Origin of the sequence: Nostoc sp. PCC 7107 (genome assembly GCF_000316625.1) — a bacterium.
Classification (GTDB): Bacteria; Cyanobacteriota; Cyanobacteriia; order Cyanobacteriales; family Nostocaceae; genus Nostoc_B.
This window is the reverse complement of record NC_019676.1, coordinates 3,106,078-3,130,780: the sequence shown is the minus strand read 5'-3', so window position 1 is coordinate 3,130,780 and position 24,703 is coordinate 3,106,078. Positions and strand designations below refer to the sequence as shown.

The 24,703-nt window shown below is 42.7% G+C and carries 17 protein-coding genes; 6 read left to right on the top strand and 11 right to left on the bottom strand.

The genetic code is table 11. The features are described 5' to 3' along the window. Positions 1 to 125: 125 nt before the first annotated feature. Positions 126 to 329 carry a hypothetical protein gene (locus NOS7107_RS13355; protein ID WP_015113507.1) on the bottom strand — a complete coding sequence of 68 codons (204 nt, stop codon included), beginning with the start codon at positions 327 to 329 and terminating at the stop codon, positions 126 to 128. 457 nt (positions 330 to 786) lie between these two features. Here NOS7107_RS13355 and NOS7107_RS13350 point away from each other — a divergent pair, with 457 nt between their 5' ends. The 4 genes from NOS7107_RS13350 to NOS7107_RS13335 all read left to right on the top strand — a co-directional run bounded on the left by NOS7107_RS13350 (position 787) and on the right by NOS7107_RS13335 (position 7,167). Next, positions 787 to 1,122, top strand: a complete 336-nt coding sequence (locus tag NOS7107_RS13350) for an STAS domain-containing protein (protein ID WP_015113506.1) — start codon at positions 787 to 789, stop codon at positions 1,120 to 1,122. Between the two features lie 140 nt (positions 1,123 to 1,262). After that, the gene (locus tag NOS7107_RS13345) at positions 1,263 to 3,866 is read left to right on the top strand and encodes a TIGR03960 family B12-binding radical SAM protein (protein ID WP_015113505.1); all 2,604 of its coding nucleotides are present in this window, start codon (positions 1,263 to 1,265) and stop codon (positions 3,864 to 3,866) included. Positions 3,867 to 4,426: 560 nt separating this feature from the next. Continuing rightward, on the top strand, positions 4,427 to 6,490 hold the full coding sequence (locus NOS7107_RS13340; protein ID WP_015113504.1) for an Rne/Rng family ribonuclease: 2,064 nt from the start codon (positions 4,427 to 4,429) through the stop codon (positions 6,488 to 6,490). Between the two features lie 8 nt (positions 6,491 to 6,498). Further along, the gene (locus NOS7107_RS13335; RefSeq protein ID WP_015113503.1) at positions 6,499 to 7,167 is read left to right on the top strand and encodes a ribonuclease HII; all 669 of its coding nucleotides are present in this window, start codon (positions 6,499 to 6,501) and stop codon (positions 7,165 to 7,167) included. A 161-nt stretch (positions 7,168 to 7,328) separates the two neighbouring features. On the opposite strand, the gene NOS7107_RS13330 is transcribed toward NOS7107_RS13335, so the two are convergent. Then, a complete protein-coding gene (locus NOS7107_RS13330; protein ID WP_015113502.1) occupies positions 7,329 to 7,916 on the bottom strand; it encodes a DUF1997 domain-containing protein in 588 nt (195 codons plus the stop codon). A 726-nt stretch (positions 7,917 to 8,642) separates the two neighbouring features. On the opposite strand from NOS7107_RS13330, the gene pheA reads away from it, so the two are divergent. Then, complete coding sequence (gene pheA / locus NOS7107_RS13325) at positions 8,643 to 9,521, top strand: prephenate dehydratase (RefSeq protein ID WP_015113500.1); 879 nt, start codon at positions 8,643 to 8,645, stop codon at positions 9,519 to 9,521. 143 nt (positions 9,522 to 9,664) lie between these two features. Here pheA and NOS7107_RS13320 read toward each other — a convergent pair whose 3' ends face one another. The 9 genes from NOS7107_RS13320 to NOS7107_RS13275 all read right to left on the bottom strand — a co-directional run bounded on the left by NOS7107_RS13320 (position 9,665) and on the right by NOS7107_RS13275 (position 19,259). Further along, the gene (locus NOS7107_RS13320) at positions 9,665 to 10,315 is read right to left on the bottom strand and encodes an LON peptidase substrate-binding domain-containing protein (RefSeq protein ID WP_015113499.1); all 651 of its coding nucleotides are present in this window, start codon (positions 10,313 to 10,315) and stop codon (positions 9,665 to 9,667) included. Between the two features lie 178 nt (positions 10,316 to 10,493). Further along, complete coding sequence (gene rpsJ, locus NOS7107_RS13315) at positions 10,494 to 10,811, bottom strand: 30S ribosomal protein S10 (RefSeq protein ID WP_015113498.1); 318 nt, start codon at positions 10,809 to 10,811, stop codon at positions 10,494 to 10,496. A gap of 176 nt (positions 10,812 to 10,987) precedes the next feature. Continuing rightward, positions 10,988 to 12,217 (bottom strand): elongation factor Tu, encoded by a 1,230-nt coding sequence (tuf, locus tag NOS7107_RS13310; protein WP_015113497.1) that lies wholly within the window; start codon positions 12,215 to 12,217, stop codon positions 10,988 to 10,990. 22 nt (positions 12,218 to 12,239) lie between these two features. Next, the gene (fusA, locus tag NOS7107_RS13305) at positions 12,240 to 14,318 is read right to left on the bottom strand and encodes an elongation factor G (RefSeq protein ID WP_015113496.1); all 2,079 of its coding nucleotides are present in this window, start codon (positions 14,316 to 14,318) and stop codon (positions 12,240 to 12,242) included. 140 nt (positions 14,319 to 14,458) lie between these two features. Then, positions 14,459 to 14,929, bottom strand: coding sequence for a 30S ribosomal protein S7 (rpsG, locus tag NOS7107_RS13300; RefSeq protein WP_015113495.1), 471 nt, complete (start codon positions 14,927 to 14,929; stop codon positions 14,459 to 14,461). A gap of 409 nt (positions 14,930 to 15,338) precedes the next feature. Continuing rightward, on the bottom strand, positions 15,339 to 15,722 hold the full coding sequence (gene rpsL, locus NOS7107_RS13290; RefSeq protein ID WP_015113494.1) for a 30S ribosomal protein S12: 384 nt from the start codon (positions 15,720 to 15,722) through the stop codon (positions 15,339 to 15,341). 139 nt (positions 15,723 to 15,861) lie between these two features. After that, positions 15,862 to 16,206 carry an iron-sulfur cluster assembly accessory protein gene (locus tag NOS7107_RS13285; protein ID WP_015113493.1) on the bottom strand — a complete coding sequence of 115 codons (345 nt, stop codon included), beginning with the start codon at positions 16,204 to 16,206 and terminating at the stop codon, positions 15,862 to 15,864. A 335-nt stretch (positions 16,207 to 16,541) separates the two neighbouring features. Then, positions 16,542 to 16,961, bottom strand: a complete 420-nt coding sequence (locus tag NOS7107_RS13280; protein ID WP_044499956.1) for a phosphomannose isomerase type II C-terminal cupin domain — start codon at positions 16,959 to 16,961, stop codon at positions 16,542 to 16,544. Positions 16,962 to 17,228: 267 nt separating this feature from the next. Further along, complete coding sequence (locus NOS7107_RS13275; RefSeq protein ID WP_015113491.1) at positions 17,229 to 19,259, bottom strand: phosphodiester glycosidase family protein; 2,031 nt, start codon at positions 19,257 to 19,259, stop codon at positions 17,229 to 17,231. A gap of 750 nt (positions 19,260 to 20,009) precedes the next feature. Here NOS7107_RS13275 and NOS7107_RS13270 point away from each other — a divergent pair. After that, positions 20,010 to 24,695, top strand: coding sequence for a glutamate synthase-related protein (locus tag NOS7107_RS13270; RefSeq protein WP_015113490.1), 4,686 nt, complete (start codon positions 20,010 to 20,012; stop codon positions 24,693 to 24,695). Positions 24,696 to 24,703 lie beyond the last annotated feature (8 nt).

The following is a 24,703-nucleotide window of genomic DNA, read 5'->3' as shown; positions in this document are numbered from 1 at the left end:
ATATTAATGCAAACATTAATGCTGACTAGCACAGTTTACGTCACACCAAGTAACTAAACAGTAAATCTCACAGAAAAATACAGGTCATTATCAATTAACTATTAACCATTGACAAATGACAAAAATTAATATCCCCAACTAGGAACTAACTTGACTCTGCCAGCATCCATTTCTGCCATTAATAATTCCAATGCTTCATAGTCTACATCCGAGATATAACCCATTTGAGTTAATTCGGAATTGATTTCATTTTCTATCTCTGGAGTTAATTTTTTAATATCAAGAGCTTTTTCTACCAGTTGGCGAATAGCATACTTACTCGTTCTCATATTTATTAACCCATTTTAGGTAATACTAAATTATCTGGGATAGAGCTAAGTATAAATTGTGATCTACAAGCTTGATTTTAGTGATTTAGATCACATTTTTTTGACAAAATAATTCAACTTTCACTCTATCTTGTTCTCTCCAAATGAATGTATTTAATCTCATACTTAGCTATGGCTGAAGAGGCTTAAGTATCTATAAATTAAGCATTTGCAGCAAAGTTACGGATGAGCGATCTATTCTCTGGCTGTCTATGTTGATTGTTTTAGAACCGATATTAAAAAAAAGTATATATAAACACATTTTACACTGTATTTATGACAATCTTTAAAGATATACCCTTTACCCATAAAGATTCAGCAAAGAGATGTAAGACGTATGGTCGATGTTTAAAAAAAGAGATTATGTTCAAATAAATCACAGGTTAAAGATTTAATAACTCTAATTTAGGATGTCAATATGCAAGCAGTGCTGGAATGCCCAAAAATTACAGTTATTCGGCCACAGGGCAAACTCAATGCCGCTAACTCATTGGAATTTGAACGAGATTTGACCGCAGCATTAACACCAAATGATGTGTCAATCTTGCTTGTGGATTTGGCAGCAGTAGAATCATTAGACAGCGCAGGTTTAATGGCATTGGTGTCTGCGCTGAAGCTGGCTCAAAATTTGGGACGAAGTTTAAAGCTATGTTCGGTGTCTCCCGCCCTGAAAATTATCTTTGAATTAACCCAACTTGATGAGGTGTTTGAGTTTGAAGATACAATTGATTTAAATTCTGTTAACCCCTCATAATAACATGGAAATTATCTTTGTAGCAAAAATATGTAAAGGATATTTTCAGTTGCAAAGATAAACCTATGGTTAGACTCAATCAATGCTAAGGTTGGAGGTGATTATCTGTAAATAATATAAAGTAGCTAGAAGATAGCGCAGTGGCTGTTGCAGTTGAAAAATTAATTACACCGGATATTTTGAAACCCGCGCGTTACCTTGGTAACGAACGCCTAGCAGTACATAAGCCTTGGGATACGGCAGTTGTCAGGTGGGTGTTGACCTACCCAGAAGTATATGAAGTTGGCTCGTCTAATTTGGGGCATATCATTCTCTATAACATTTTGAATGCCCAACCGCGCCAATTGTGCGATCGCGCCTACCTCCCAGGTACAGACTTGGCAGTCAAACTCAGGGAAACAAACACCCCCTTGTTTGCTGTAGAGTCAAAGCGATCGCTAAAAGAATTTGACATTTTAGGTTTTAGTCTCAGTTACGAATTAGGTGCGACCAACATCTTAGAAATGTTGGATTTAGCAGGAATTCCCCTGACATGGCAAGAAAGAGCAACAGGGAATTATCCGCTAATTTTCGCTGGTGGACAAACAGCGACTTCAAACCCTGAACCCTACGCCGACTTTTTCGACTTCTTCGCTTTAGGTGATGGCGAGGAACTCTTACCAGAAATCGGTTTGGTATTAGAAGAAGGAAAAAACGCTGGATTAAGTCGCCGAGACATACTCTTCGACTTGGCACAAATACCAGGGGTATATGTCCCCCAGTTTTATGAAATGGCCGCAGATGGTTCAGTCCATCCCCACCATCCAGATGTACCAAAACGTATTCTCAGGCGAGTTGCTAGTCCCATACCCGCCTATTCCATTGGGCTAGTTCCCTACGTAGAAACAGTACATGATCGCCTAATAATTGAAATTCGTCGTGGCTGTACCCGTGGGTGTCGCTTTTGTCAACCAGGAATGCTCACCCGACCTGCACGAGATGTGGAACCGGAAAAAGTTGTCGAAGCCATTGAACAGGGAATGCGAGCGACTGGTTACAATGAATTTTCCTTACTATCCCTGAGTTGTTCTGATTATTTAGCCCTACCAGCGGTAGGGATGGAAATCAAAAATAGGTTAAAAAATGAAAACATTTCCCTGACTTTACCCAGTCAGCGCGTAGATAGATTTGATGAGAACATTGCCAACATCCTTGGTGGTACACGGCAAGGTGGATTAACCTTTGCACCAGAAGCCGGCACCCAGCGGATGCGGGACATTGTTAACAAAGGTTTGACGAATGAAGAATTGCTCAGAGGTGTCAAAACAGCTTGGGAACAAGGCTGGGATAAAATCAAACTCTATTTTATGATTGGCTTGCCGGGTGAGACAGATGCAGATGTTGTAGGCATTGCCGAAACAGTGCGTTGGTTACAGCGAGAATGTCGGGGTCAGGGCAGAAGACCGCTAAACTTTAACCTGACGATTTCTAACTTTACGCCCAAACCGCATACACCATTTCAGTGGCATTCAGTCTCGACCGCTGAATTTAAACGTAAGCAAAGCCTACTGCGGCAAGAATTCCGCCCGATTCGGGGCATCAAGGTGAATTTCACCGATGTCCGCATTTCGGCAATGGAAGACTTTGTGGGTAGAAGCGATCGCACTTTGGGTAAAGTTCTCCGTCGCGCTTGGGAACTAGGTGCAGGTATGGATTCTTGGTATGACGGTTTAGATAAAGCTTTTAGCGCTTGGGGTCAGGCGATCGCCGAAGCTGGACTAGACTGGAAATACCGCCAAGTCGAAAACGGCGAATGGAATTTGTTTAATCCAGAAAACAAAGATTCCTCTAATCTCCACTCCCTGGATCTCCCTCTCCCTTGGGATCATATTGATACAGGAATTGATAAAAAATGGCTGCAAGAAGACTTACAACGTGCCTTAGAAGCAGCAATTGTTCCTGATTGCTCCTTTGAAGGTTGTTCACACTGCGGTGTCTGCGGCACAGACTTCGGTCATAATATTGTAATTGAGCCACCTGCTATCCCAGAATTTGCAGGTGAGTTTGTGCCTAACACCACCAAAGTCCAAAGACTGCGTGTCTGGTTTGGAAAACAAGGTGACATGGCTTTGCTAGGTCATCTGGATTTATTACGCTTGTTTGACAGAGTTATCCGCCGAGCAAATTTACCAATTACTTTCACAGGTGGATTTCACCCCAACCCACGCATTATGATTGCGAGTGCTTTACCTTTAGGTGCTACTAGCAATGGCGAAATCGTGGATTTTGAGTTAACTACCCCTGTAGATATCCAGACTTTTCAAGCCAAACTAGCCCAAGAATTGCCGACCGATATACCTATATATGGCGTAGCAGAGATAGATTTAAAATCTCCCGCAGCTACCCAAATCTTAGCCGCAGCCGAGTACCAGATTACAGTAACCGTGGTGGATGCAGCCACACCTGCACAATGGCAAGATTGGATTGATGCCATCTTAGCTAAGGAAGAAATTAACGTAGAGCAAACCACCAAGTCAGGCAAAACTCAAATAGTAAATCTGCGCGATCGCCTGTTTGAATTAGCATTAGTAAGCGTTAACAATAGCACCTCTGAACCTACCTCGATTCTGCATTATCTAGGTAGTTGTCGCAACGACGGTGTTTCCTTGCGTCCTGAGCAAATCCTATCTATGCTGGCAGTAGTTGCAAACCGAGAATTTCAACTTCTGCAAATTCACCGCAATCAGTTAATTTTAGGAGTATAATCCCTAAAGGGTAACTTGCTAGTAGTTGCCCTGATGTAGCACATCGTGGGAATTGATTTTTAGCAAGGTTGCGTTAGAATGAGGTGAAGAGAAATTTTCTGACGCTGCATTGAATTCACTAGTTCACTACCCTTATACTCAGGGAGCGAAAGCAAAGATACTAGAGAGAAAATTCTAGGGTTTTATCCCAGATAAGCTGAAGCGGATTAAAAAGCAACCTCTCTTTATAGCTACCTTGCGAACTAGTAACTTAACAGCAGGCTCCGTCGGCGACTCTTACTCTATATTTTTTTAAACAACTGCTAAATGCCTAATCCCTAGGTGGTGCGGGTATCGCATCAAAAATCAACCACGGACGGTTGATTTATTTACTTAAAAAATATGCAGCCGTTCTGGAATAAACAGGCGTGTCAACGCAATTACTCAGACATTTGCTCTTTAACTTTGAAGCTCGGCTTCACAAATTTTATTATCAGCAGTACTTTTAGTAGCTGGTAGGGGCGAGGGACATAACAAACCTCCAGAACTACATTCGTGCTGCCAATTTTTGAGGAAATTGAATGCCAAAACAAATTATCATCGCAGAGCAGCATCAAATTGCTGCCGTATTTTCGGAAGATCAAATACAAGAACTCGTTGTAGCCACAGGCCATCACCAAATTGGTGATATCTACTTAGGTGTAGTAGAAAATGTATTACCCGGAATTGACGCAGCTTTTGTAAATATTGGTGATCCAGAACGTAATGGCTTTATTCATGTCACAGACTTAGGCCCTTTGAAGTTAAAGCGCACAGCCGCAGCCATTACAGAACTACTAGCACCACAGCAAAAAGTGCTGGTGCAAGTCATGAAGGAGCCAACCGGTACCAAAGGGCCGAGACTAACAGGTAACATTACTTTACCTGGACGTTATGTAGTACTCATGCCTTATGGTCGAGGTGTAAATTTATCTCGCCGGATTAAAAGTGAAAATGAGCGTAATCGCCTCCGGGCGTTAGCAATTTTAATCAAACCTGCGGGGATGGGTTTGCTGGTACGAACAGAAGCCGAAGGCAAACCCGAAGAAGCCATTATGGAAGACTTGGAATTGCTGCAAAAACAATGGGAGGCCATTCAGCAAGAAGCACAATCAACCCGTGCGCCAGCACTGCTGAACCGGGATGATGACTTTATCCAGCGGGTATTGCGGGATATGTACGGTGCAGATGTCAACCGAATTGTGGTAGACTCCAGCACTGGACTGAAGCGGGTGAAACAGTACTTGCAGAACTGGAGTGGCGGACAGACACCACAAGGATTGTTAATTGATCATCACCGCGATCGCTCACCCATATTAGAATACTTCCGCATCAATGCCGCCATTCGGGAAGCTCTCAAACCCAGAGTGGATTTACCTTCTGGCGGCTACATCATTATTGAGCCAACAGAAGCCCTCACCGTAATTGATGTTAACTCTGGTTCCTTCACGCGATCGGCAACAGCCAGAGAAACAGTATTGTGGACAAATTGCGAAGCCGCCACAGAAATTGCCCGCCAATTGCGACTGCGAAATATCGCCGGAGTCATTGTTGTAGACTTCATCGATATGGAATCGCGGCGCGACCAACTGCACGTTCTGGAGCATTTCAACAAAGCACTCAAAGCAGATAAAGCTCGCCCCCAAATCGCTCAACTTACAGAACTTGGCTTAGTAGAACTCACACGCAAACGCCAAGGTCAAAATATTTATGAATTGTTTGGTGGAACTTGTCAAACCTGTGGTGGTTTAGGACACATAGTCCATTTACCCGGAGAAAACGAAAACCGCTTACCAACACCAGCAGAAGTGCCTGAGCGTTTCGTATCCTTGCCCCAAAGAGAACCTCGTTTACCAGTAGCGCGGATCACAGAACCAAGAGAAAGCTTTGATAGCTTTGGTGACAATTTTGATGCTGACACAGATTTAAGCTCCTTGAATTTAGTCAATCATCCCAGCTATCACGAATTGGGTGATAACAATAAGCGTGGTAGTCGCACTAACCGTCGTAGACGCATTGGCATCAATGGCGCAAATGGTAAAGATGAAACAAGGCTTGCTCCTAATTCGCTAGGTTTTGAGAATGATACCGAGCTAGATCTGGATAATGAAGTTGACTTAAGCCCAACACCAGAAATCCCTACACCCAGCTTAGGTAAATCAGGTTGGACAGAAAGAATCGAACGCAATAAAGTCATCAAAACAGAACCAGTCAAACCAGTGGTTGAACCACCAGAGATTAGAACTGTAGAAATGACTTTAGAAGAACAAGATGTTTTTGCTTTGATGGGAATATCCCCCTTAGTGAAATTAGATCGAGAAGTCAAAAATCCCAAGTCGGTGATTATTAATGTTGTTCAGCCAGGACAAGGGGCAAGTACACCCCCAGAAACGCCCTCCGCTACAACTATTACCGATACCCCCAATAAAGAAGTAAACATCTCACCGCCAGTAGAGTTAGAGCAACAATCTCCACCACCAGAAAAAGTTGAGTTAGATGGATTTGCCACTAATGCTGAAGAATCTGAAGCAAATCTAACTGCAACAGGTAGCCGTCGCCGCCGTCGTCGTTCCTCTGCTGTAGATTCTAATTCTGAGGACAATTAATATCTCCTATGGGGATAGAAATTAAACAAACTGCTGTTGTGCCAACAGGCTTGGCTGAAGTCCCTTGGTTGGAGTTCACACCTGATTTATTAGGCATCCCAGGATTAATTGCGGGTGTCGATGAAGTTGGGCGTGGTGCTTTATTTGGGCCTGTCGTTGCAGCAGCAGTCATCTTACCTGCTAGTGCTTTTCCAGAACTCATAGCCTCTGGCATTAACGATAGTAAAAAGCTGTCTAGTTCTCGCAGAACTCAGTTAGCAAAACAGATTTGTCGGCTGGCAACAGACTGGAGAATCGGTTTTGCTGCAACTGCTGAAATTGATCAAATAAATATTTTGCAGGCGACACTATTAGCTATGAAACGGGCTGTACTTAAATTGAAAGTACAGCCTGTGATATGCTTAGTTGATGGTAATCAAGCCATTAAAGATTTGCAAATACCACAGCAAACAATAGTCAAAGGAGATGAGCGATCGCTCTCCATTGCAGCTGCTAGTATTGTGGCTAAAGTCTGGCGTGATGAGTTAATAGTCCGGTTAGCCGCAAAATATCCGCAGTACGACTTAGTAAAGAATAAAGGATACGGTAGCCCAAAACATTTACAGGCGTTACGAGAATGCGGCGCTTCATCCCTGCACCGTAAATCTTTCAGCCCTTGTCAAATTCAGCACTTATAAGGCTTACACATTTTTTGTTTCGCGCAAAGGCGCAAAGGAAAGCACGCAAATAACCACTTGTTTAAGAGGTAATCGAGTTAGTTAGATTGGTAATATTCTATCGTTGTATTAGAGCAGCTAAGTATTTTTCTCAAAACTGTTTATTTCATACTAAGTAAACACTACTCTAAATTCAAAATTGGTAAATCTCCAATATTATCTTCTAAGGCTTTTTCTGCCATTTGCGATGTCACCCAATGACGATAATCTACGAGTAGTTGATGTAACAATCTTTGCTTAACTGTCATTAATACACTTTTGAGTAAGCCATTACCAGTAGCTTCTAAAATTGGCTTTGGAGTGAAAGACAATGGAGGAGGAAATTCTACTTGTACTTCTAAATCAGCCCTGCCTTCCAGACGAGTACCACTGCTAGATTGATAGGGTGATAAATGACCTTGTAAATTAAGAGAAAAACGTTGGTTAATATACTCAAAACCGAGGATTTCACAACTTAGCGATCGCAAATAAATTACTCCATTTGATTCTGCCCAAACCCTCATGTCTACAGTCGGCTGAATGTTTAATGTCATAAAAGATAGAGGACGCATTTTTAATCGAAATACTTCCTCAGAAAGCTGTTGAACACGACTATTATCAACTAAAGCATTCACCAATCTTTGAGGCTGCCGCAAGTAATGCTGAATAGGAATAGGCTGTTGCGGCACAGCAATTTTTACCGATTGAGAAGCAGTAAATCTAGTAGGCATGATTTGCAGACAGCAGTTATTTAATACTTTTATATAGTAATAAATTTATTGTATTTGTTATTGTAATTTAATAAAAAAGTGAGGATAAGTCATGCTTATGTTAAACCTCAAATCTCAATAATAGATTTACCTAATAATACAAATTTTCTTAAATTGTTACCATTTATATAATTATAAATCAAATTACAGCTATTTTATAAAAATACTTTTTAAGTATAAACATCAAAAAAAACAAAAATTATACCAGTGTTAAAACAGAATGTGATTATGAGGAAAAAAACGTCAATATCTCTGCTCCGTTGTTATCTATTCCTGTTATGCTTGGCATTGCTTCTCTAGTCTTTCGTTCTCAGTTATTAGGGACAAAAGCTGCAATGATAGCGGTTTCTCCCTAATTTGTGTTCATTGTTGGTAGAGGTTGAGGTAATCAAAATTACACCCAATCTATGCAAGTATTGCAAGATAAAATTGCTACCATACAGATGCCTCTAGATTTATGGTTATTTGAATTATGTAAACTATTCAATTTAGCATCTAAGGAATATTTTACTGATACAAGATACAGTAAATTTGCTGGTTAATATAATTAAAAGCTGTATCATTTTTCAATAGAAAACAAGAGTATGAATTCAAACAAAGCAATTTAAATCAATATTTTGTTTTTTTAAGAGTAGATTTGCCTGCGGTATAGTCTATGAATCTCAGAGTAATTCCAATTTAAATGCTATGTCTTTATCTATTGCTCATTTAGGGCCACCAGGTACTTATGCAGAACAAGCAGCAGTTTTATATGTAAACTGGTTGAGCAAAACTACAAGAATTGCCGCTACTTTATGCCCCTACCCTAGCATAGCTCAGTCACTCCAAGCGGTGGCTGCTGGAGAAACTGAGTTAGCGGTTGTACCAGTAGAAAATTCTATTGAAGGTAGTGTCACGATGACGATGGATGCGTTGTGGAAATTGGACAGTTTGCGAATTCAATTGGCATTAGTTATGCCTATTGTCCATAATTTAATTTCTTGCGCTCCTAGTTTAGATCACATTCAGAAGGTGTATTCCCACCCCCAGGCTTTAGCACAATGTCAAAATTGGTTAGGTAAATTCCTGCCAACTATACAAATTATTCCGAGCAATTCCACAACAGAAGCTCTACAATTACTACAACAAGATGTAACAGCATCTGCGATCGCCTCTTCTAGAGCCGCCGAACTCTATAATTTGCCGATTCTAGCTCCAGGTATTAATGACTATCCCGAAAACTGTACTCGCTTTTTGGTGGTGAGTCAAAATAACCCAACATCCGAATATCAGATACATTCATTAAATCCTACCCATAGCTCTCTAGCTTTTAGCGTTCCTGCAAACATCCCTGGTGCGTTAATCAAGCCTTTACAAGTGTTTGCCGAACTGGGAATCAATATGAGTAGAATTGAATCTCGCCCCACCAAGCGATCGCTGGGAGAATATGTATTTTTTATCGACCTAGAGACAGATGTTACAAAACCCAAAATGCAATCTGCTATAGCCGATTTAATGGGTTACATGGAAATTTTAAAGATTTTTGGTAGCTATGGTGTATTGTCTGTTAACGTTGTGGAACCATAATTCCCAAAACGAAAAAATTCGGATCAAGTAAGTTTGTTTTTTGCAGAGTTAGCGACTACTCTTGCAAGAACACATAATAGTGAACTCACAGGGTAGAACGCCAAGAAACCTTAGACTCTGCATAAGTTCTCATCAATCTTCGCTTACGACTTTTGGTTAAAAGTATCTTTTAGTACAGAACGCGCTGCTAAATGATTACGAGTAGAAGTTAAAATTTCGGCTTCTCGTTCTAAGCGAGCCGCTGTATCTTGCATTTCTAGCAATGACTGTTGTTCAGCAGCAACACCATATAGATTACTGGCTACCCAATAAGATAGCTCTATTGGCAAGTCTGGTAATTCTTCTGGTAGTTCAATGTTTTGTTCTGTTAATTTGGCAGAGAGACGCACTACATCTTTAAGCAGTTGTTCAACTTCTGCACCTAAAGGGCGTAAGTCTTTGGCTGGTGGTTCATCTTCTATCCACTGTACCAAACCGACGCGATAAGGCTTTTCCCGTACATACTCTAAAACCCGAAACCTTTGTTGTCCCAAAGTCAGCATCTTCATCCGGTCATCTGGTAGGCGCTGGTAATGGATTATTTCTGCACAACAGCCAACATTTGCAATTGTGCCTTTTACTGGATCGACCATTAATACCCCAAACCTGCGATCGCTCTCCAAAATCGTGTTCATCATAATTCGGTAGCGAAATTCAAAGATATGTAATGGTAATGGTCTGGTAGGAAAAAGAACTACTTCGGGTAACGGGAACAGAGGTAGTTCACGAACAGCAATTCTAGAAGAAGATGTCATTGTTACCTTATAATAAATTTAATTTTTAAAATTTATTGTTCTCTGATTTCCCGTATTTTGTTTACATTCTATCACTAAATAAAAAGCCCTGAGATCAATTTTCTCAGGGCTAGTTAAGTATTAATACTATACTCAATGGTCAATAATAATTTTTTTATAACTATTGACTCTTGACTGACTACAGTTTGACTTCAATATCTACACCGGATGGCAAATCTAGCTTCATTAACGCATCAATAGTTTTAGAAGAAGGTTGGTAGATGTCAATAATTCGACGATGAGTGCGGGTTTCAAAATGTTCGCGCGAATCTTTGTCTACGTGAGGAGATCGCAGCACGCAATAGATTTTGCGTTTTGTAGGTAAGGGAATTGGGCCTATGGCTGTAGCGTTAGTCCGGTTAGCTGTGTCTACAATCTTCTCGCAAGATGTATCTAATAATCGACGGTCAAAAGCTTTTAAACGAATTCTAATCTTCTGCTGTTGTAGAGTTGCCATCTTTAATTTTCCAGGTTCTGATTTATTAGGAGAGTCGGGTATTAGGAGTTGGGAGTAGTTAATTTTGTGTTTTTTCTACTCTCTATTTTTTATTCCTCATTTTTGCCAGTAAGTTCAGATAAAAGAGCAGAGAGGCACTCTCGCATCTCTGCTCTTAGTTATCAGAGTAAAAGGTACTATTTGAGGATTTTAGCGACGACACCAGCACCGATGGTGCGGCCACCTTCACGAATCGCAAAGCGCATACCTTGTTCAATGGCGATCGCATTGATCAATTCTACAGTCACTTTGATGCGATCCCCTGGCATTACCATTTCTACGTCTTTACCGTCATCAGAGGTGAAGGCTTTAATGGTACCAGTTACATCTGTTGTCCGCACGTAGAACTGAGGACGGTAGCCAGCAAAAAATGGTGTTTTCCGACCACCTTCTTTGTCTGTAAGGACGTAAACTTCACCTTCAAATTGAGTGTGAGGAGTGATAGAACCGGGTTTAGCAATTACCATACCGCGTTCAATATCAGCCTTTTGGATACCACGTAGTAGCACACCAGCGTTATCCCCAGCCATACCTTGGTCGAGACTCTTTTTGAACATCTCGATCCCAGTTACGGTGGTAGCACGGGTATCTTTGATACCAACTAGTTCTACGTTATCACCAACTTTGACCACACCCCGCTCAATCCGACCGGTAGCTACTGTTCCACGACCTGTAATTGAGAACACGTCCTCTACAGCCATCAGAAATGGCTTGTCAACATCCCTCTCAGGAGTGGGGATATAGGAATCGACGGCATCCATGAGTTCGTAGATTTTGTCTACCCAAGGGTTTTCACCACGCTGAGTTTTAGGGTTTTTGGTCATTGCTTCTAGAGCTTGTAGACCAGAACCCTTAATCACAGGAATATTGTCACCATCAAACTCATAGCTAGAAAGCAGTTCCCGAACTTCTAGTTCGACCAACTCTAGCAATTCTTCGTCGTCTACCATATCTTCCTTGTTTAAGAAGACAACAAGACTCGGAACGCCTACTTGTTTGGCTAACAGAATGTGTTCACGGGTTTGGGGCATAGGGCCGTCCGTAGCAGCAACTACGAGGATGCCACCATCCATTTGCGCTGCACCAGTGATCATGTTCTTCACATAGTCAGCGTGGCCTGGACAATCTACGTGAGCATAGTGACGATTGGCGGTTTCATACTCAACGTGGGCTGTGTTGATGGTAATACCCCGTGCTTTTTCTTCAGGTGCATTATCAATTTGGTCATAGCCCTTAGCTACAGCTTGACCCATAGCTGCCAAAGTCATGGTAATGGCTGCTGTTAAAGTCGTTTTACCGTGGTCAACGTGGCCAACAGTACCTATATTGATGTGGGGCTTATTCCTTTCAAACTTTGCGCGTGCCATGAATCTTCGTTTCCTTTTTTAATTAAGCGTTCCCTTTACTTTTTGCAATGATAGTTTCCGCTACGCTGCGAGGCACCTCTTCGTAGTGGCTGAACTCCATCGTAAAGATACCTCGACCTTGGGTTTTCGACCGGATATCGGTGGCGTAGCCAAACATGGTAGCCAGTGGAACTTTAGATGCCACTTTAGCCAGTCCTTGTTCAGTACTTTGGCTTTCAATCTGCCCTCGGCGGGAGATGAGGTCTCCAATGACGTTCCCAATATAGTCTTCAGGAACTTCCACCTCAACTTTCATCATAGGCTCTAATAGTACTGGTGAAGCTTTTAGCACAGCTTCTTTCAGTGCCATTGATCCAGCAATTTTAAAAGCCATTTCCGAAGAGTCTACGTCGTGGTAAGAGCCATGAACTAGCGTTGCTTTCACGTCAATCAATGGATATCCGGCTAAAATACCAGATTCACAGCTTTCTTTCATCCCTTGCTCTGCGGGGCCAATGTACTCTTTGGGTACTACACCACCAACAATTTTAGAGACAAATTCAAAGCCAGTACCGGGTTCCCCTGGTTCCAAATTTATGACAACGTGACCGTATTGACCTTTACCACCACTTTGCCGGATGAACTTACCTTCTACGTTGGTAACTGTTTTACGAATCGTTTCGCGGTAAGCTACCTGTGGCGCACCCACGTTCGCTTCCACTTTAAATTCGCGCAACATCCGATCCACCAGAATTTCCAGGTGGAGTTCTCCCATTCCTGCAATTACAGTTTGGTTTGTTTCTGGGTCAACATTGACGCGGAAGGTTGGATCTTCTTCTGAGAGAGATTGCAGAGCCTTGGATAGCTTATCCATGTCGTTCTTAGTTTTGGGTTCAACCGCTACCGAGATCACTGGCTCTGGAATAAATAGGGATTCGAGAATTACCGGTGAACCTTCATCAGTAATAGTATCACCAGTCAAGGTATCTTTTAATCCCAATGCTGCACCCAAATCACCCGCTCTTAGCTCTTCTACGTCTTGTCGGTCATCTGCCTTCATTAGAACTAAACGGGAAATCCGTTCTTTTTTGCCCTTAGTAGCATTTAAGACGTAGCTACCTTTTTTCAGAACGCCAGAATAAACACGAACAAAGGTGAGGCGACCGTAGGGGTCAGCCATAATCTTGAATGCCAGAGCAGATAGGGGTTCGTTGTCATCGGCCCGCCGCTCTACTGTATCGCCATTGGGGAGTGTACCTTGAATTGGAGGTACTTCTGTTGGTGCGGGTAGGTAATCTACCACTGCATCCAACATTAACTGCACGCCTTTGTTTTTAAAGGCAGAACCACAAAGTACGGGTACGATGGTACCGGCAATTGTACCTTTTCTCAGGGCAGCCGCAATTTCCGCTTCTGTAAGTGCTACGCCATCGAAGTACTTGGTCATTAAAGCATCATCGGTTTCAGCGACTGCTTCCACGAGCTTGGTGTAGTACTCTTCGACTTGATCTTGCAAGTCTGCTGGGATATCTGTTTCTTCGATATCTGTCCCTTGGTCGTTGTTGTAGATATATGCACGCTTCCGCACCAAGTCTACAATGCCCTTGAAGTCGTTTTCGCTACCAATAGGCAATTGAATGGCAATTGCATTTGCCCGCAAGCGATCGCGCATTTGTTCGTGAACTCTATAGAAGTTCGCGCCTGTGCGATCCATCTTGTTAATAAAAGCGATCCGAGGTACTGCATAGCGATCTGCTTGCCGCCATACTGTTTCAGATTGTGGTTGTACTCCACCTACTGAACAAAATACAGCAATTACACCATCCAACACGCGCATGGAGCGTTCTACTTCGATTGTGAAGTCTACGTGACCAGGAGTATCGATAATGTTAATTTGATAATCTTTCCAACTGGTGCTAATTGCCGCAGCAGTGATTGTGATTCCCCGCTCCCGCTCTTGCTCCATCCAGTCAGTTACAGCAGTTCCTTCGTGAACTTCACCAATTTTATGAATTATCCCAGAGTAAAATAATATTCTCTCTGTTGTTGTTGTTTTTCCCGCATCTATATGCGCCGCAATCCCGATATTGCGTACTTTCTCTAGCGGGTTGGTACGTGCCACAGAAGCCTCCTATAGTTTTTGCCTCATGATATCTTGTATATTACTCTTTGTTAAGATTCTATACTTTTACGGATAACCGTCTGGATTTTTATCAGTTGGCGATATACCGCTTATTGAGGCTGGATATATCGCTGTTTTGTTTAGTAACGATAGTGGGCAAAGGCTTTGTTCGCTTCTGCCATCCGATGCGTTTCTTCCCGCTTGCGGATCGCATTACCACTTTCGTTGGCTGCATCCATTAATTCATTGGCTAATTTGCCAGCCATTGTCCGCCCTGGCCTTGACCGAGAAAATTGCACTAGCCAACGTAGTGCTAGGGTGGTACCGCGTTCTGATCGCACTTCCATTGGTACTTGGTAAGTTGCACCACCAACACGACGAGCTTTCACTTCTACCAATGGCGTTGCATTACGCACTGCTCTTTCAAAGGTTTCTAACGCAGCATTACCAGTGCGTTCTTCAATGGTTTTTAAAGCTTCATAAACTATACGTGCAGCCAGTGATTTTTTTCCATGACGCATGATCCGGCGAATCATCATGCTGACCAGACGACTATTATAAACTGAGTCAGGCGGGACTGGCCGCCTTTGAACTACACCACGACGAGACATACTGTACCCTTAAATTCGGAATTTGGCAACGAAATTATATGCTATCAGACAGCGCAGTATTGGAGTGGTGGAAGCTGCCACTCAGACTGTCGCATTTTTTTACACTACAGTTGCAGCGACCCTGAATTGCTGATTTGCTATCCTGAATCGGACACACAAAGCGACAACATCGCAGGTATGAATTTCACCAATGAAAATGCTGCTGTCGCTTACAGCAATTTCAATAAAACCTACACTTGCTCGCTGAGTGCAGGCTGGCAGTGGTAACTTAACTAAATTTAACTTTTGAAAACAGATACTTTTATCTATTTTCACAACTGTTTGAGAGCGATCGCTAACTTTTTATATGTTTTTAGCGCTTCCAGACAAAGCGACTAATCGCCATTAGACACGACTAATCGCCTCTGCCTTATTTTTTGGCTGCTTTCGGGCGCTTGGTTCCATACTTGGAACGTCCTTGTTTGCGGTCTTTGACACCCGCTGTATCTAATGTGCCACGGATGATATGGTATCTTACCCCTGGCAAATCCTTAACCCGACCGCCACGAATCATGACTACGGAGTGTTCTTGTAAGTTATGACCAATCCCTGGAATGTAGGCTGTCACCTCAAACCCAGATGTCAGCCTTACCCTTGCTACCTTGCGTAGGGCTGAGTTAGGCTTTTTAGGTGTGGTTGTGTAGACTCTGGTACAAACGCCGCGGCGTTGCGGGCATTGCTTGAGAGCTGGAGACTTGGTTTTCTGACGCGCTTTTTCGCGTTCGCTACGTATTAGTTGCTGTATGGTTGGCATGAGTCACAGCGCGTTAAGCTGCTTAGAGGTCTAAGTTTTTACAAATCCTGATTATATCTTTTTTCGTGCTTTTATGTCAAACTACTTTGACTAAGTCCTTCGGTTAAGTCAATTGTCCTACGCCCAGAGTAATTAATTTTTAACTATGGACTATGAAATCTTGTGTAATCGAGAATGAATTACCACAACTACATGTGGTAACAGCTTGAGGGTTGTGGAAGCGAAAGCCTCCACCCATCAAATCTTCAGAATAATCTAATATTAACCCATTAAGATATTGTAGGCTTTGGTTATCTACAAGAACTTGCAGACCACTCACTTCAAAAGTGCGATCGCCTTCTTGGACAATCTTATCAAACGACATATCGTAAAATAAATCAGAGCATCCCCCTGGTTTAACAGCTAACCTTACCAAGACATTGGGCTGTTGCTTTGACCTTAATCGTTCAATTTCAATTTTTGCTGCTTGACTCAGTTGAATCATTGAATTTGTTTTGACAATTGCAAGCCCACCTTAAAAACAGATGGCGTGATGAGAAACCAAAGAAACTGGTTTTTGCTTTTTTATTGTAAATGAAGAGGCTCATTTGCAAAACCCAATATGAGATTTATTTCGTTGCCTAATAATGTCAAACAAACTGAGTACTGAGGCATTTAAATCTAGATATTCAACTTTTTGGTTTAAAAGTACGAGTGAAGCATCTTGGCTAGAGACATTAGCCGATTGCTTCTCCGTAAATTTCTGTATGCTTCAGTCAGAAATTTACGGAGGACAATTTCTCTTACTAGTTTCCTATATCCCAGTTCAATGAGGGGGTACTAGTTTTCTGTCCGTGCATAATCATCTTGGTAGCGAATAATATCATCTTCACCTAGATATTCGCCATTTTGTACCTCAATTAGTACTAAGGGAATCACTCCAGGATTTTCAAGACGATGGGATGTACATTGAGGTACATAAGTTGACTGATTATTACCCAATAATATTTCTTGATCGCCACAGGTTACTCTGGCTGTGCCAGAGACAACAATCCAATGTTCACTGCGATGATGGTGCATTTGCAGGCTGAGGCGGTGTCCAGGCTTCACTTCAATGCGTTTAATTTTATATCCACGCCCTTCTTCCAAAATAGTAAAAGAACCCCAAGGGCGCAATTCAGTTGCTGCAACACCGCGATTAGCGATCGTCGCAGGTAGGGGTAAAGTCTTAGTTGGTGCGGTTTCTTGATATTGAGCCATAGTTACCTCATTTGGAGACATAACAAGCTGTCCTTACTCTTAACCATTGATGGAAAAATCTGGCGCAATCTTGCAACCGTGAAAATCAGCAATTCAATTACACCTTGCTAACCATAACAAAATCAAACTTTAGGGTGTAAAGGGTCACGACTAAACTATGGTGAATACACAAACTCTTTATCTAGTGGTATTCCAGCTTATTCCAATCTTTAAAATTTGTTGCGAACCGTGAAGGATAAAGGCTGAGATGAATATTTTATACTTCATTCATTTTTGTTGCCAAAAAATCCCAATACCGTTATGTACACGAGCCGCAGTATTAGGAGAACGGTCAAGTAATTGTCCACCTAAATAAAGACTAGTTGAACTGCCACCATCTAAATTGAGAGCATTTACACAACCAAGCTGTTTCATCAATTGAGCGTGTTCTGTTAGTGTCGGCCCTGCACCACCAGCACGGTTATGCACAGCAGCAATCATCAGCGTACCTGTGGCTGTGGTGCAAATTCCGCTACGAATGGCCTTTTCTGCAATAAAAGCATTGCTGAATTTTTCAGCTTTGGCATCCAGAACAATTTGACCGTTTTGAATTAATAACGGCCCGGCTCCTACGATGTTAGGGTAACGGCTAAAATCAGCAGGTGTAGTAGCACTAGTAAGAGTGACTTTTGTCGCTATCGGTAGTTGGTTAGCGGCGCTTCCAGCAGTTCCGCGCAGGATGAGCAAATAGCCATCTTGAGGGATGGGGATCGGGGTTTGTCCAGCTTTTCCACCGGCTAACTGACTACTAACCTCATTATTTTGAACTAAGAGGATCGTCTCATTATCTGTCAGGGGAGTGTAAGTTTTTCCCCAGCTAGGAGTATAGCGAGCGATACCACTCTGTACATAACCACTGTTGAGAAATAAAATCGGCAAGCGGAGATTGTTAGGTGCAATTAAATTTTCTTGTAATGTCAGACGACCTACGTAAAATTGCCCAGAATTATTCCAAGCGATCGCACCCCGATTAAGAATCGGCCCGGATATCCACTGAGTATCTCGACGAATAGCCCCTAAAGGCAATCGATTGTTGCGGTTAAAATAACCACCATTAATTGCCGCTAAAGCCAAGTATTTTTGCGCTGTTTGAATTAAGGGAGCAGTACCAATTAAAGTCTCAGGAGTTGTCCAAATTGGTTTAAAAGTGACTACACGGGGGTTAGCTTCTAACCACACCACAGGAAAACGCTCTGCGCCTAAATGAATAAATTGCTGTCGCCAGCGTAACCCCTTTGCCCAGGCAATATTCCTTTCTACCATTGCATCAGGGCGAATTTCGACCATTAGACGATGCGGATTATCTGTTGTAGTTACACGAGGAGACCAACCAAAGGGAACGCTGAGACGAAGAATAGTTTGGTTATTCACCACCTCAACTTTTTGAATCAATTTATCAGGTGTTGGTGGTGTTGTCGGGAATAATTGCTTGAGCAGGGTTGGCAATGATGTTGGTGGTAGTGTGGGATTATAACGTTGGATTAAGGTAGGATCAGCTACAGCATCCAGAGTAATTGTCCATTCTCGATTAGGTAGCGCAGCTGGTTTAGGTGCGATCGCATCTGGATCATCTGCTACTGGTGTTTGCACTTGTTTAATGGGTAATCCTTGTCTGACTATCCAAGGTGTGGGTCGGTCTAAATCCACGACAATGCGGTTTTCGCGGATAGTATTAACACCAGGAGGATTGAGAGGTTGCTCACCAGTAATAATATTTTTAATTTGAGTTTGGGGTGTGACAATTACCAAGGTGTTACCATTAGTTTGTAACTGCCAACTTGCTTGTTGAACAAAGTTAGTAATGTCTAAATAGCGGTATCCGCTTTGTAGCTGAGTTACTAAAACTTGTGGACTGGTAGTCGAGGAAAACCACTTAATTGGTTGTCTATCTGGGTTATTGCTGTTTAAAAAATCAACTCCAATCGCCTGTCGAAATACTCCATCGCTGAGATAAATTATTGGTTGATCATAGGTGCCTGATTTTACTAACCAAGCGCCAGGTATTGTTCGACCATTTAGGGAAATTTGATTACCAGAAGATGGTGCTTTTCGCATAGACGATGCTGGTAATTGCGGCGTTATCTCTGGCGCAGGTTGAAGATTGATGGGAGACTGTTGAGCAATGGCAACCCAGGTAGGAGATAAACTTAGTATTGTTGCAATGATTGGTGACACAGTTACCCGCAAAGCTTGGTGTTGGAAAGTCTTAGTTACGGAAGTATCAGATTTTTTTCGATCCCGATTTGGCATTTTTAACATATTTTATGCAGTATTTTTGCCAGTTATCACCTCAGCAACAGACTGAACTAATTGTCGCCAACTCTTGAAATAAGGTGATTTAACTTTTCAATAAACGTGATAACCTATAAATTGGCTAGTTATCTCTGGTGAGAATCACAAGCCCTTTTACCGCTAAAACCACTGTAACTGACTGTTTTAACTGGCACTAGTTCCAGCCAGACTATAAATATATAGTTTTGGTCATCAAATGTATATTTAAAATACTCTTTCCTCACTCATAGTTGCTATTTTGTTACTTAGAGGTGAGGCATAGTTGTTAGTAACAAGAGTTGCAACGGGTGAGCAGCCAATATAGAAAACAATAAAAGATTTAGGAATTGTCAAATGGGTATATAGTGTAATACGCTGATTTTGTTGCTGAATCAGAAATCTTACAGCTTTTATAATAGTGAGTTTTTCAGGTGAAATTTTGTGTTAGGTAAGCTGAGGCTGTCTACCTGAAAGAAATCTGTCATCTGAATAAAACTGAGAAAATACTTGGTTTAGAACCAAAATAGATAAAATTAGGACAAGATGGAATTTGTCTAACCCAGCATAAACACATAAGAATTAACGCAACAATTTTAACACGGTTAAATTCACAAATAACCGCAGTTAAAATTTTTTTTCCCTAAATTCCAGTGATTTATGTATTGCTGCGATCCGAAATTGCGAAACTTCCCTCTCAAGCAGTGGCAAAATTTGTGACTTAACTCTCAGGAATAGGCTATGAACGATCAAAGGGTGAATCAATTGCAAACAATAAAATTTTCGGATAAAGACTCTAAAGATACCTACCAAGGACAAAGGTGGTTAGTAGAGGAAAGAGATGCTTGTGGTGTAGGTTTTATTGCACATCGCCAGAATATTGCCAGCCATGAAATTGTCACCAAAGCCTTAGCCGCATTGACCTGCTTGGAACATCGTGGTGGTTGTAGCGCCGACCATGACTCTGGTGATGGTGCAGGGATATTGACAGCTATTCCTTGGGAGTTGTTACAAAAAGAATATTTTTCAGGCAGGATGGAAATATCTTCTACCAGCAATGTTGCTGTAGGGATGGTATTTTTACCCCAAGACCGAGAAGTAGCACAAAAAGCGAAAGCACAAGTAGAGAAAGTTGCGGCGGAAGAAAAGTTTACAGTACTGGGCTGGCGAGAAGTTCCAGTGCATTCCCACTTATTGGGAATACAAGCTAAAGAAAATCAACCTCAAATAGAACAAGTTTTTCTGGCGGCGGATAAAACAGGCGATGAATTAGAAAGACAGTTGTACATTGCCCGCAAACGGATTTTTAAAGCAGCCAAAGCTGTATCAGAAGACTTTTATATTTGCTCCTTATCTAGCCGCACCATTGTGTATAAAGGTATGGTGCGTTCTGCTGTCTTGGGAGACTTTTATGCGGATTTAAAAAATTCCGAATACAAGAGTGCCTTTGTAGTTTATCATCGCCGCTTTAGTACCAACACGATGCCCAAATGGCCTTTAGCCCAGCCAATGCGGTTGTTGGGGCATAACGGGGAAATTAATACTTTGTTGGGGAATATTAACTGGATGATGGCGAGAGAAGCCAGTATTAATCATCCAGTATGGGGCGATCGCAATGATGAACTCAAGCCTTTAGTAATTTTAGATAGCAGCGACTCCGCCACCTTAGATAATGTCTTAGAACTATTAGTGCGTTCGGGACGCAGCCCCTTGGAAGCCTTGATGATTATGGTTCCAGAGGCTTACCAAAATCAACCATCGTTGCAGAACTATCCCGAAATTACTGATTTTTACGAATACTACAGTGGTTTGCAAGAAGCTTGGGACGGCCCAGCACTGTTAGTTTTTGGAGATGGCAAAAAAGTTGGCGCGACACTTGACCGCAATGGTTTACGACCAGCACGCTATGTCATTACCAAAGATGATTACATTGTTGTGGCTTCAGAAGCAGGTGTGGTTGACTTACCAGAAGCCAATATTCTGGAGAAAGGCAGACTGGGGCCAGGGCAAATGATCGCCGTGGATTTAGAAACCCATGAAATTTTGAAAAACTGGGAAATTAAACAACGAATCGCCCAGCAGCATCCTTACGGGGAATGGTTGCAAAACTATCGCCAAGACTTAAAGTCATTAGTCAATGGTCATGGGACAAATGGCAATGGTAATGGTAACAGTAATGGCAATGGTAACGGGAAAGGACAATTTACCGTTGATAGACAAACCTTACTCCAGCAGCAAACCGCCTTTGGCTACACCAGCGAAGATGTGGAAATGGTGATTGAACAAATGGCGGGGAATGGAGCAGAACCAACCTTCTGTATGGGTGATGATATTCCCTTGGCTGTGCTGTCAGGCAAACACCACCTATTATATGACTATTTCAAGCAGCGGTTTGCCCAAGTCACCAATCCCCCAATTGACCCCCTGCGGGAAAAGCTGGTGATGTCTTTGAAGGTGGAATTGGGTGAACGGGGTAATTTATTAGAACCAAAACCAGAATATGCTAAGAGACTGAAATTAGATTCGCCAGTCTTGACAGAAACAGAATTGGATGTAATTAAAGTTTCTGGTTTTGCGACGGCGGAATTGTCAACGTTATTTCTCATCGCCAACGGCCCAGAAGGATTAAACAACGCAGTACAAGCTTTACAAACACAAGCCGCTGAATCTGTCCGGGCGGGGGCAAAAATATTAATCTTGAGCGATCGCGCTGGTGGTGGTATTAATTCAGAATCCAGCTATATCCCGCCTTTATTAGCTGTGGGTGCAGTCCATCACCACCTCATCCGCGAAGGCCTGCGGATGAAAACATCCCTAATTATCGATACAGCCCAGTGCTGGAGTACCCATCACTTTGCTTGTCTAATTGGCTATGGTGCGGGTGCAGTTTGCCCTTACATGGCTTTAGATACAGTCCGAAATTGGTGGTTTGACCCAAAAATACAGCAGTTCATGGAACGGGGTAAATTGACCAGCCTCAGCTTAGAACAGGCAATTGGCAATTACCGCAAAGCTGTAGAATCGGGATTGCTGAAAATTCTCTCTAAGATGGGGATATCCTTACTGTCTAGCTATCAAGCCGCGCAAATCTTTGAAGCGATCGGCATTGGTGGCGATTTACTAGAACTGGGATTCAAGGGTACAACTTCTCGCATCGGTGGTTTGAGTGTCAGCGAACTGGCCCAAGAAGTGCTTTCCATCCACAGCAAAGCCTTCCCCGAACTCACAGCCAAGAAGTTGGAGAACTTGGGGTTTGTCAACTACCGTCCTGGTGGTGAGTACCACATGAATAGCCCGGAAATGTCCAAGGCATTGCATGAGGCTGTCAAAACCAAGCAATATGACCATTACGAAGTTTACAAACAATATCTCCAAGGCAGACCAATTACTGCATTGCGAGACTTGCTAGACTTCCAAAGCGATCGCCAATCAATTCCTTTAACAGAAGTAGAATCAGCAGAATCAATCCTCAAACGCTTCTGTACTGGGGGGATGTCTTTAGGTGCATTGTCACGGGAAGCCCATGAAGTTTTGGCGATCGCCATGAACCGCATTGGTGGTAAATCCAACTCTGGGGAAGGTGGCGAAGACCCTGTACGTTACAACGTTTTAGATGACGTAGATTCATCCGGTTACTCGCCCACCCTACCCCACCTCAAAGGCTTACGGAATGGTGATACTGCTTCTAGTGCCATCAAGCAAGTTGCATCAGGGCGCTTTGGTGTCACACCAGAGTATTTAGCCAGTGCCAAACAAATAGAAATCAAAATTGCTCAAGGAGCAAAACCAGGGGAAGGTGGACAACTACCAGGGGCAAAAGTCAGCCCTTACATTGCGATGTTGCGGCGTTCTAAGCCTGGAGTGACATTGATTTCGCCACCACCGCACCACGATATCTACTCCATTGAAGACCTAGCACAGCTAATTTTTGACCTGCACCAAATCAACCCGAAAGCCCAGGTATCAGTAAAATTGGTAGCAGAAATTGGGATTGGGACAATTGCCGCGGGTGTAGCGAAAGCCAACGCTGATATCATTCAGATTTCTGGACATGATGGCGGTACAGGTGCATCACCACTTAGTTCCATTAAACACGCTGGTTCGCCGTGGGAACTCGGATTAAGTGAAGTGCATCGTGTTCTAATGGAGAATAGTTTGCGCGATCGCGTCATCTTGCGGGTAGATGGCGGACTCAAGACTGGCTGGGATGTCTTGATGGCTGCGTTAATGGGTGGTGAAGAATTTGGCTTCGGTTCCATTGCCATGATTGCCGAAGGTTGCCAAATGGCGCGAGTATGCCATAAGAATACTTGCCCTGTAGGTGTAGCGACTCAAGATGAAAAACTGCGCCTGCGGTTCAAAGGTATACCCGAACACGTCGTCAACTTCTTCTACTTCGTCGCCGAAGAAGTGCGGAGTTTGTTAGCCAAACTAGGATATCGTTCCTTGACAGAAATTATTGGTCGTGCAGACTTGTTAACAGCACGTCCCGAAGCGACATTAGCCAAAACCCAAGCATTGAATCTCAGTTGCTTAATGCAACTACCAGATACTAAAACAAACCGTAGCTGGTTAGTGCATGAAGAAGTTCATAGCAACGGCCCGGTAATAGATGACCAATTGCTGGCTGATGGAGATATTCAACTAGCCATTCGCAACCAATCTACTGTGACAAAGACTTTAAAGATAGTCAACACCGATAGAACAGTAGGTGCAAGATTAGCAGGTGCGATCGCCTCCCAATACGGTGACGCTGGTTTTGAAGGACAAATTAACCTCAACTTCCACGGTAGTGTAGGTCAAAGCTTCGGTGCATTTAACCTACCAGGTATCACCTTGAATCTGATAGGTGAAGCCAACGACTACGTAGGTAAAGGGATGCACGGTGGTGAAATCATCATCAAACCCCCAGCGGAGGCTACCTACGACCCATCCCAGAATGTGATTGTGGGTAATACCTGCCTCTACGGTGCGACTGGCGGCTTCTTATTTGCCAACGGTTTAGCAGGTGAACGCTTTGCTGTCCGCAACTCCAAAGCCACAGCTGTTGTCGAAGGCGCAGGTGATCACTGCTGCGAATACATGACTGGTGGTGTCATAGTTGTCCTTGGCAACGTGGGACGTAACGTAGCTGCGGGGATGACTGGGGGTTTGGCATACTTCCTCGATGAAGACGGCTCATTCCCTGAGTTAGTCAATCGAGAAAACGTCAAAATTCAGCGAGTTCTCACAGAAGCTGGACAAAAGCAACTACAAGATTTAATTAGAACTCATGCAGAACTTACTGGTTCACCAAAAGCGCAAATAATTCTGCAAAATTGGCAGGGATTTGTGTCTAAGTTCTGGCAATTAGTCCCACCTTCAGAAGCAGATAGTCCAGAGGCTAATCCTCAAGGGTTGGTAGAAAAACATCTGAGTTCAGTGTAGTGAATAGC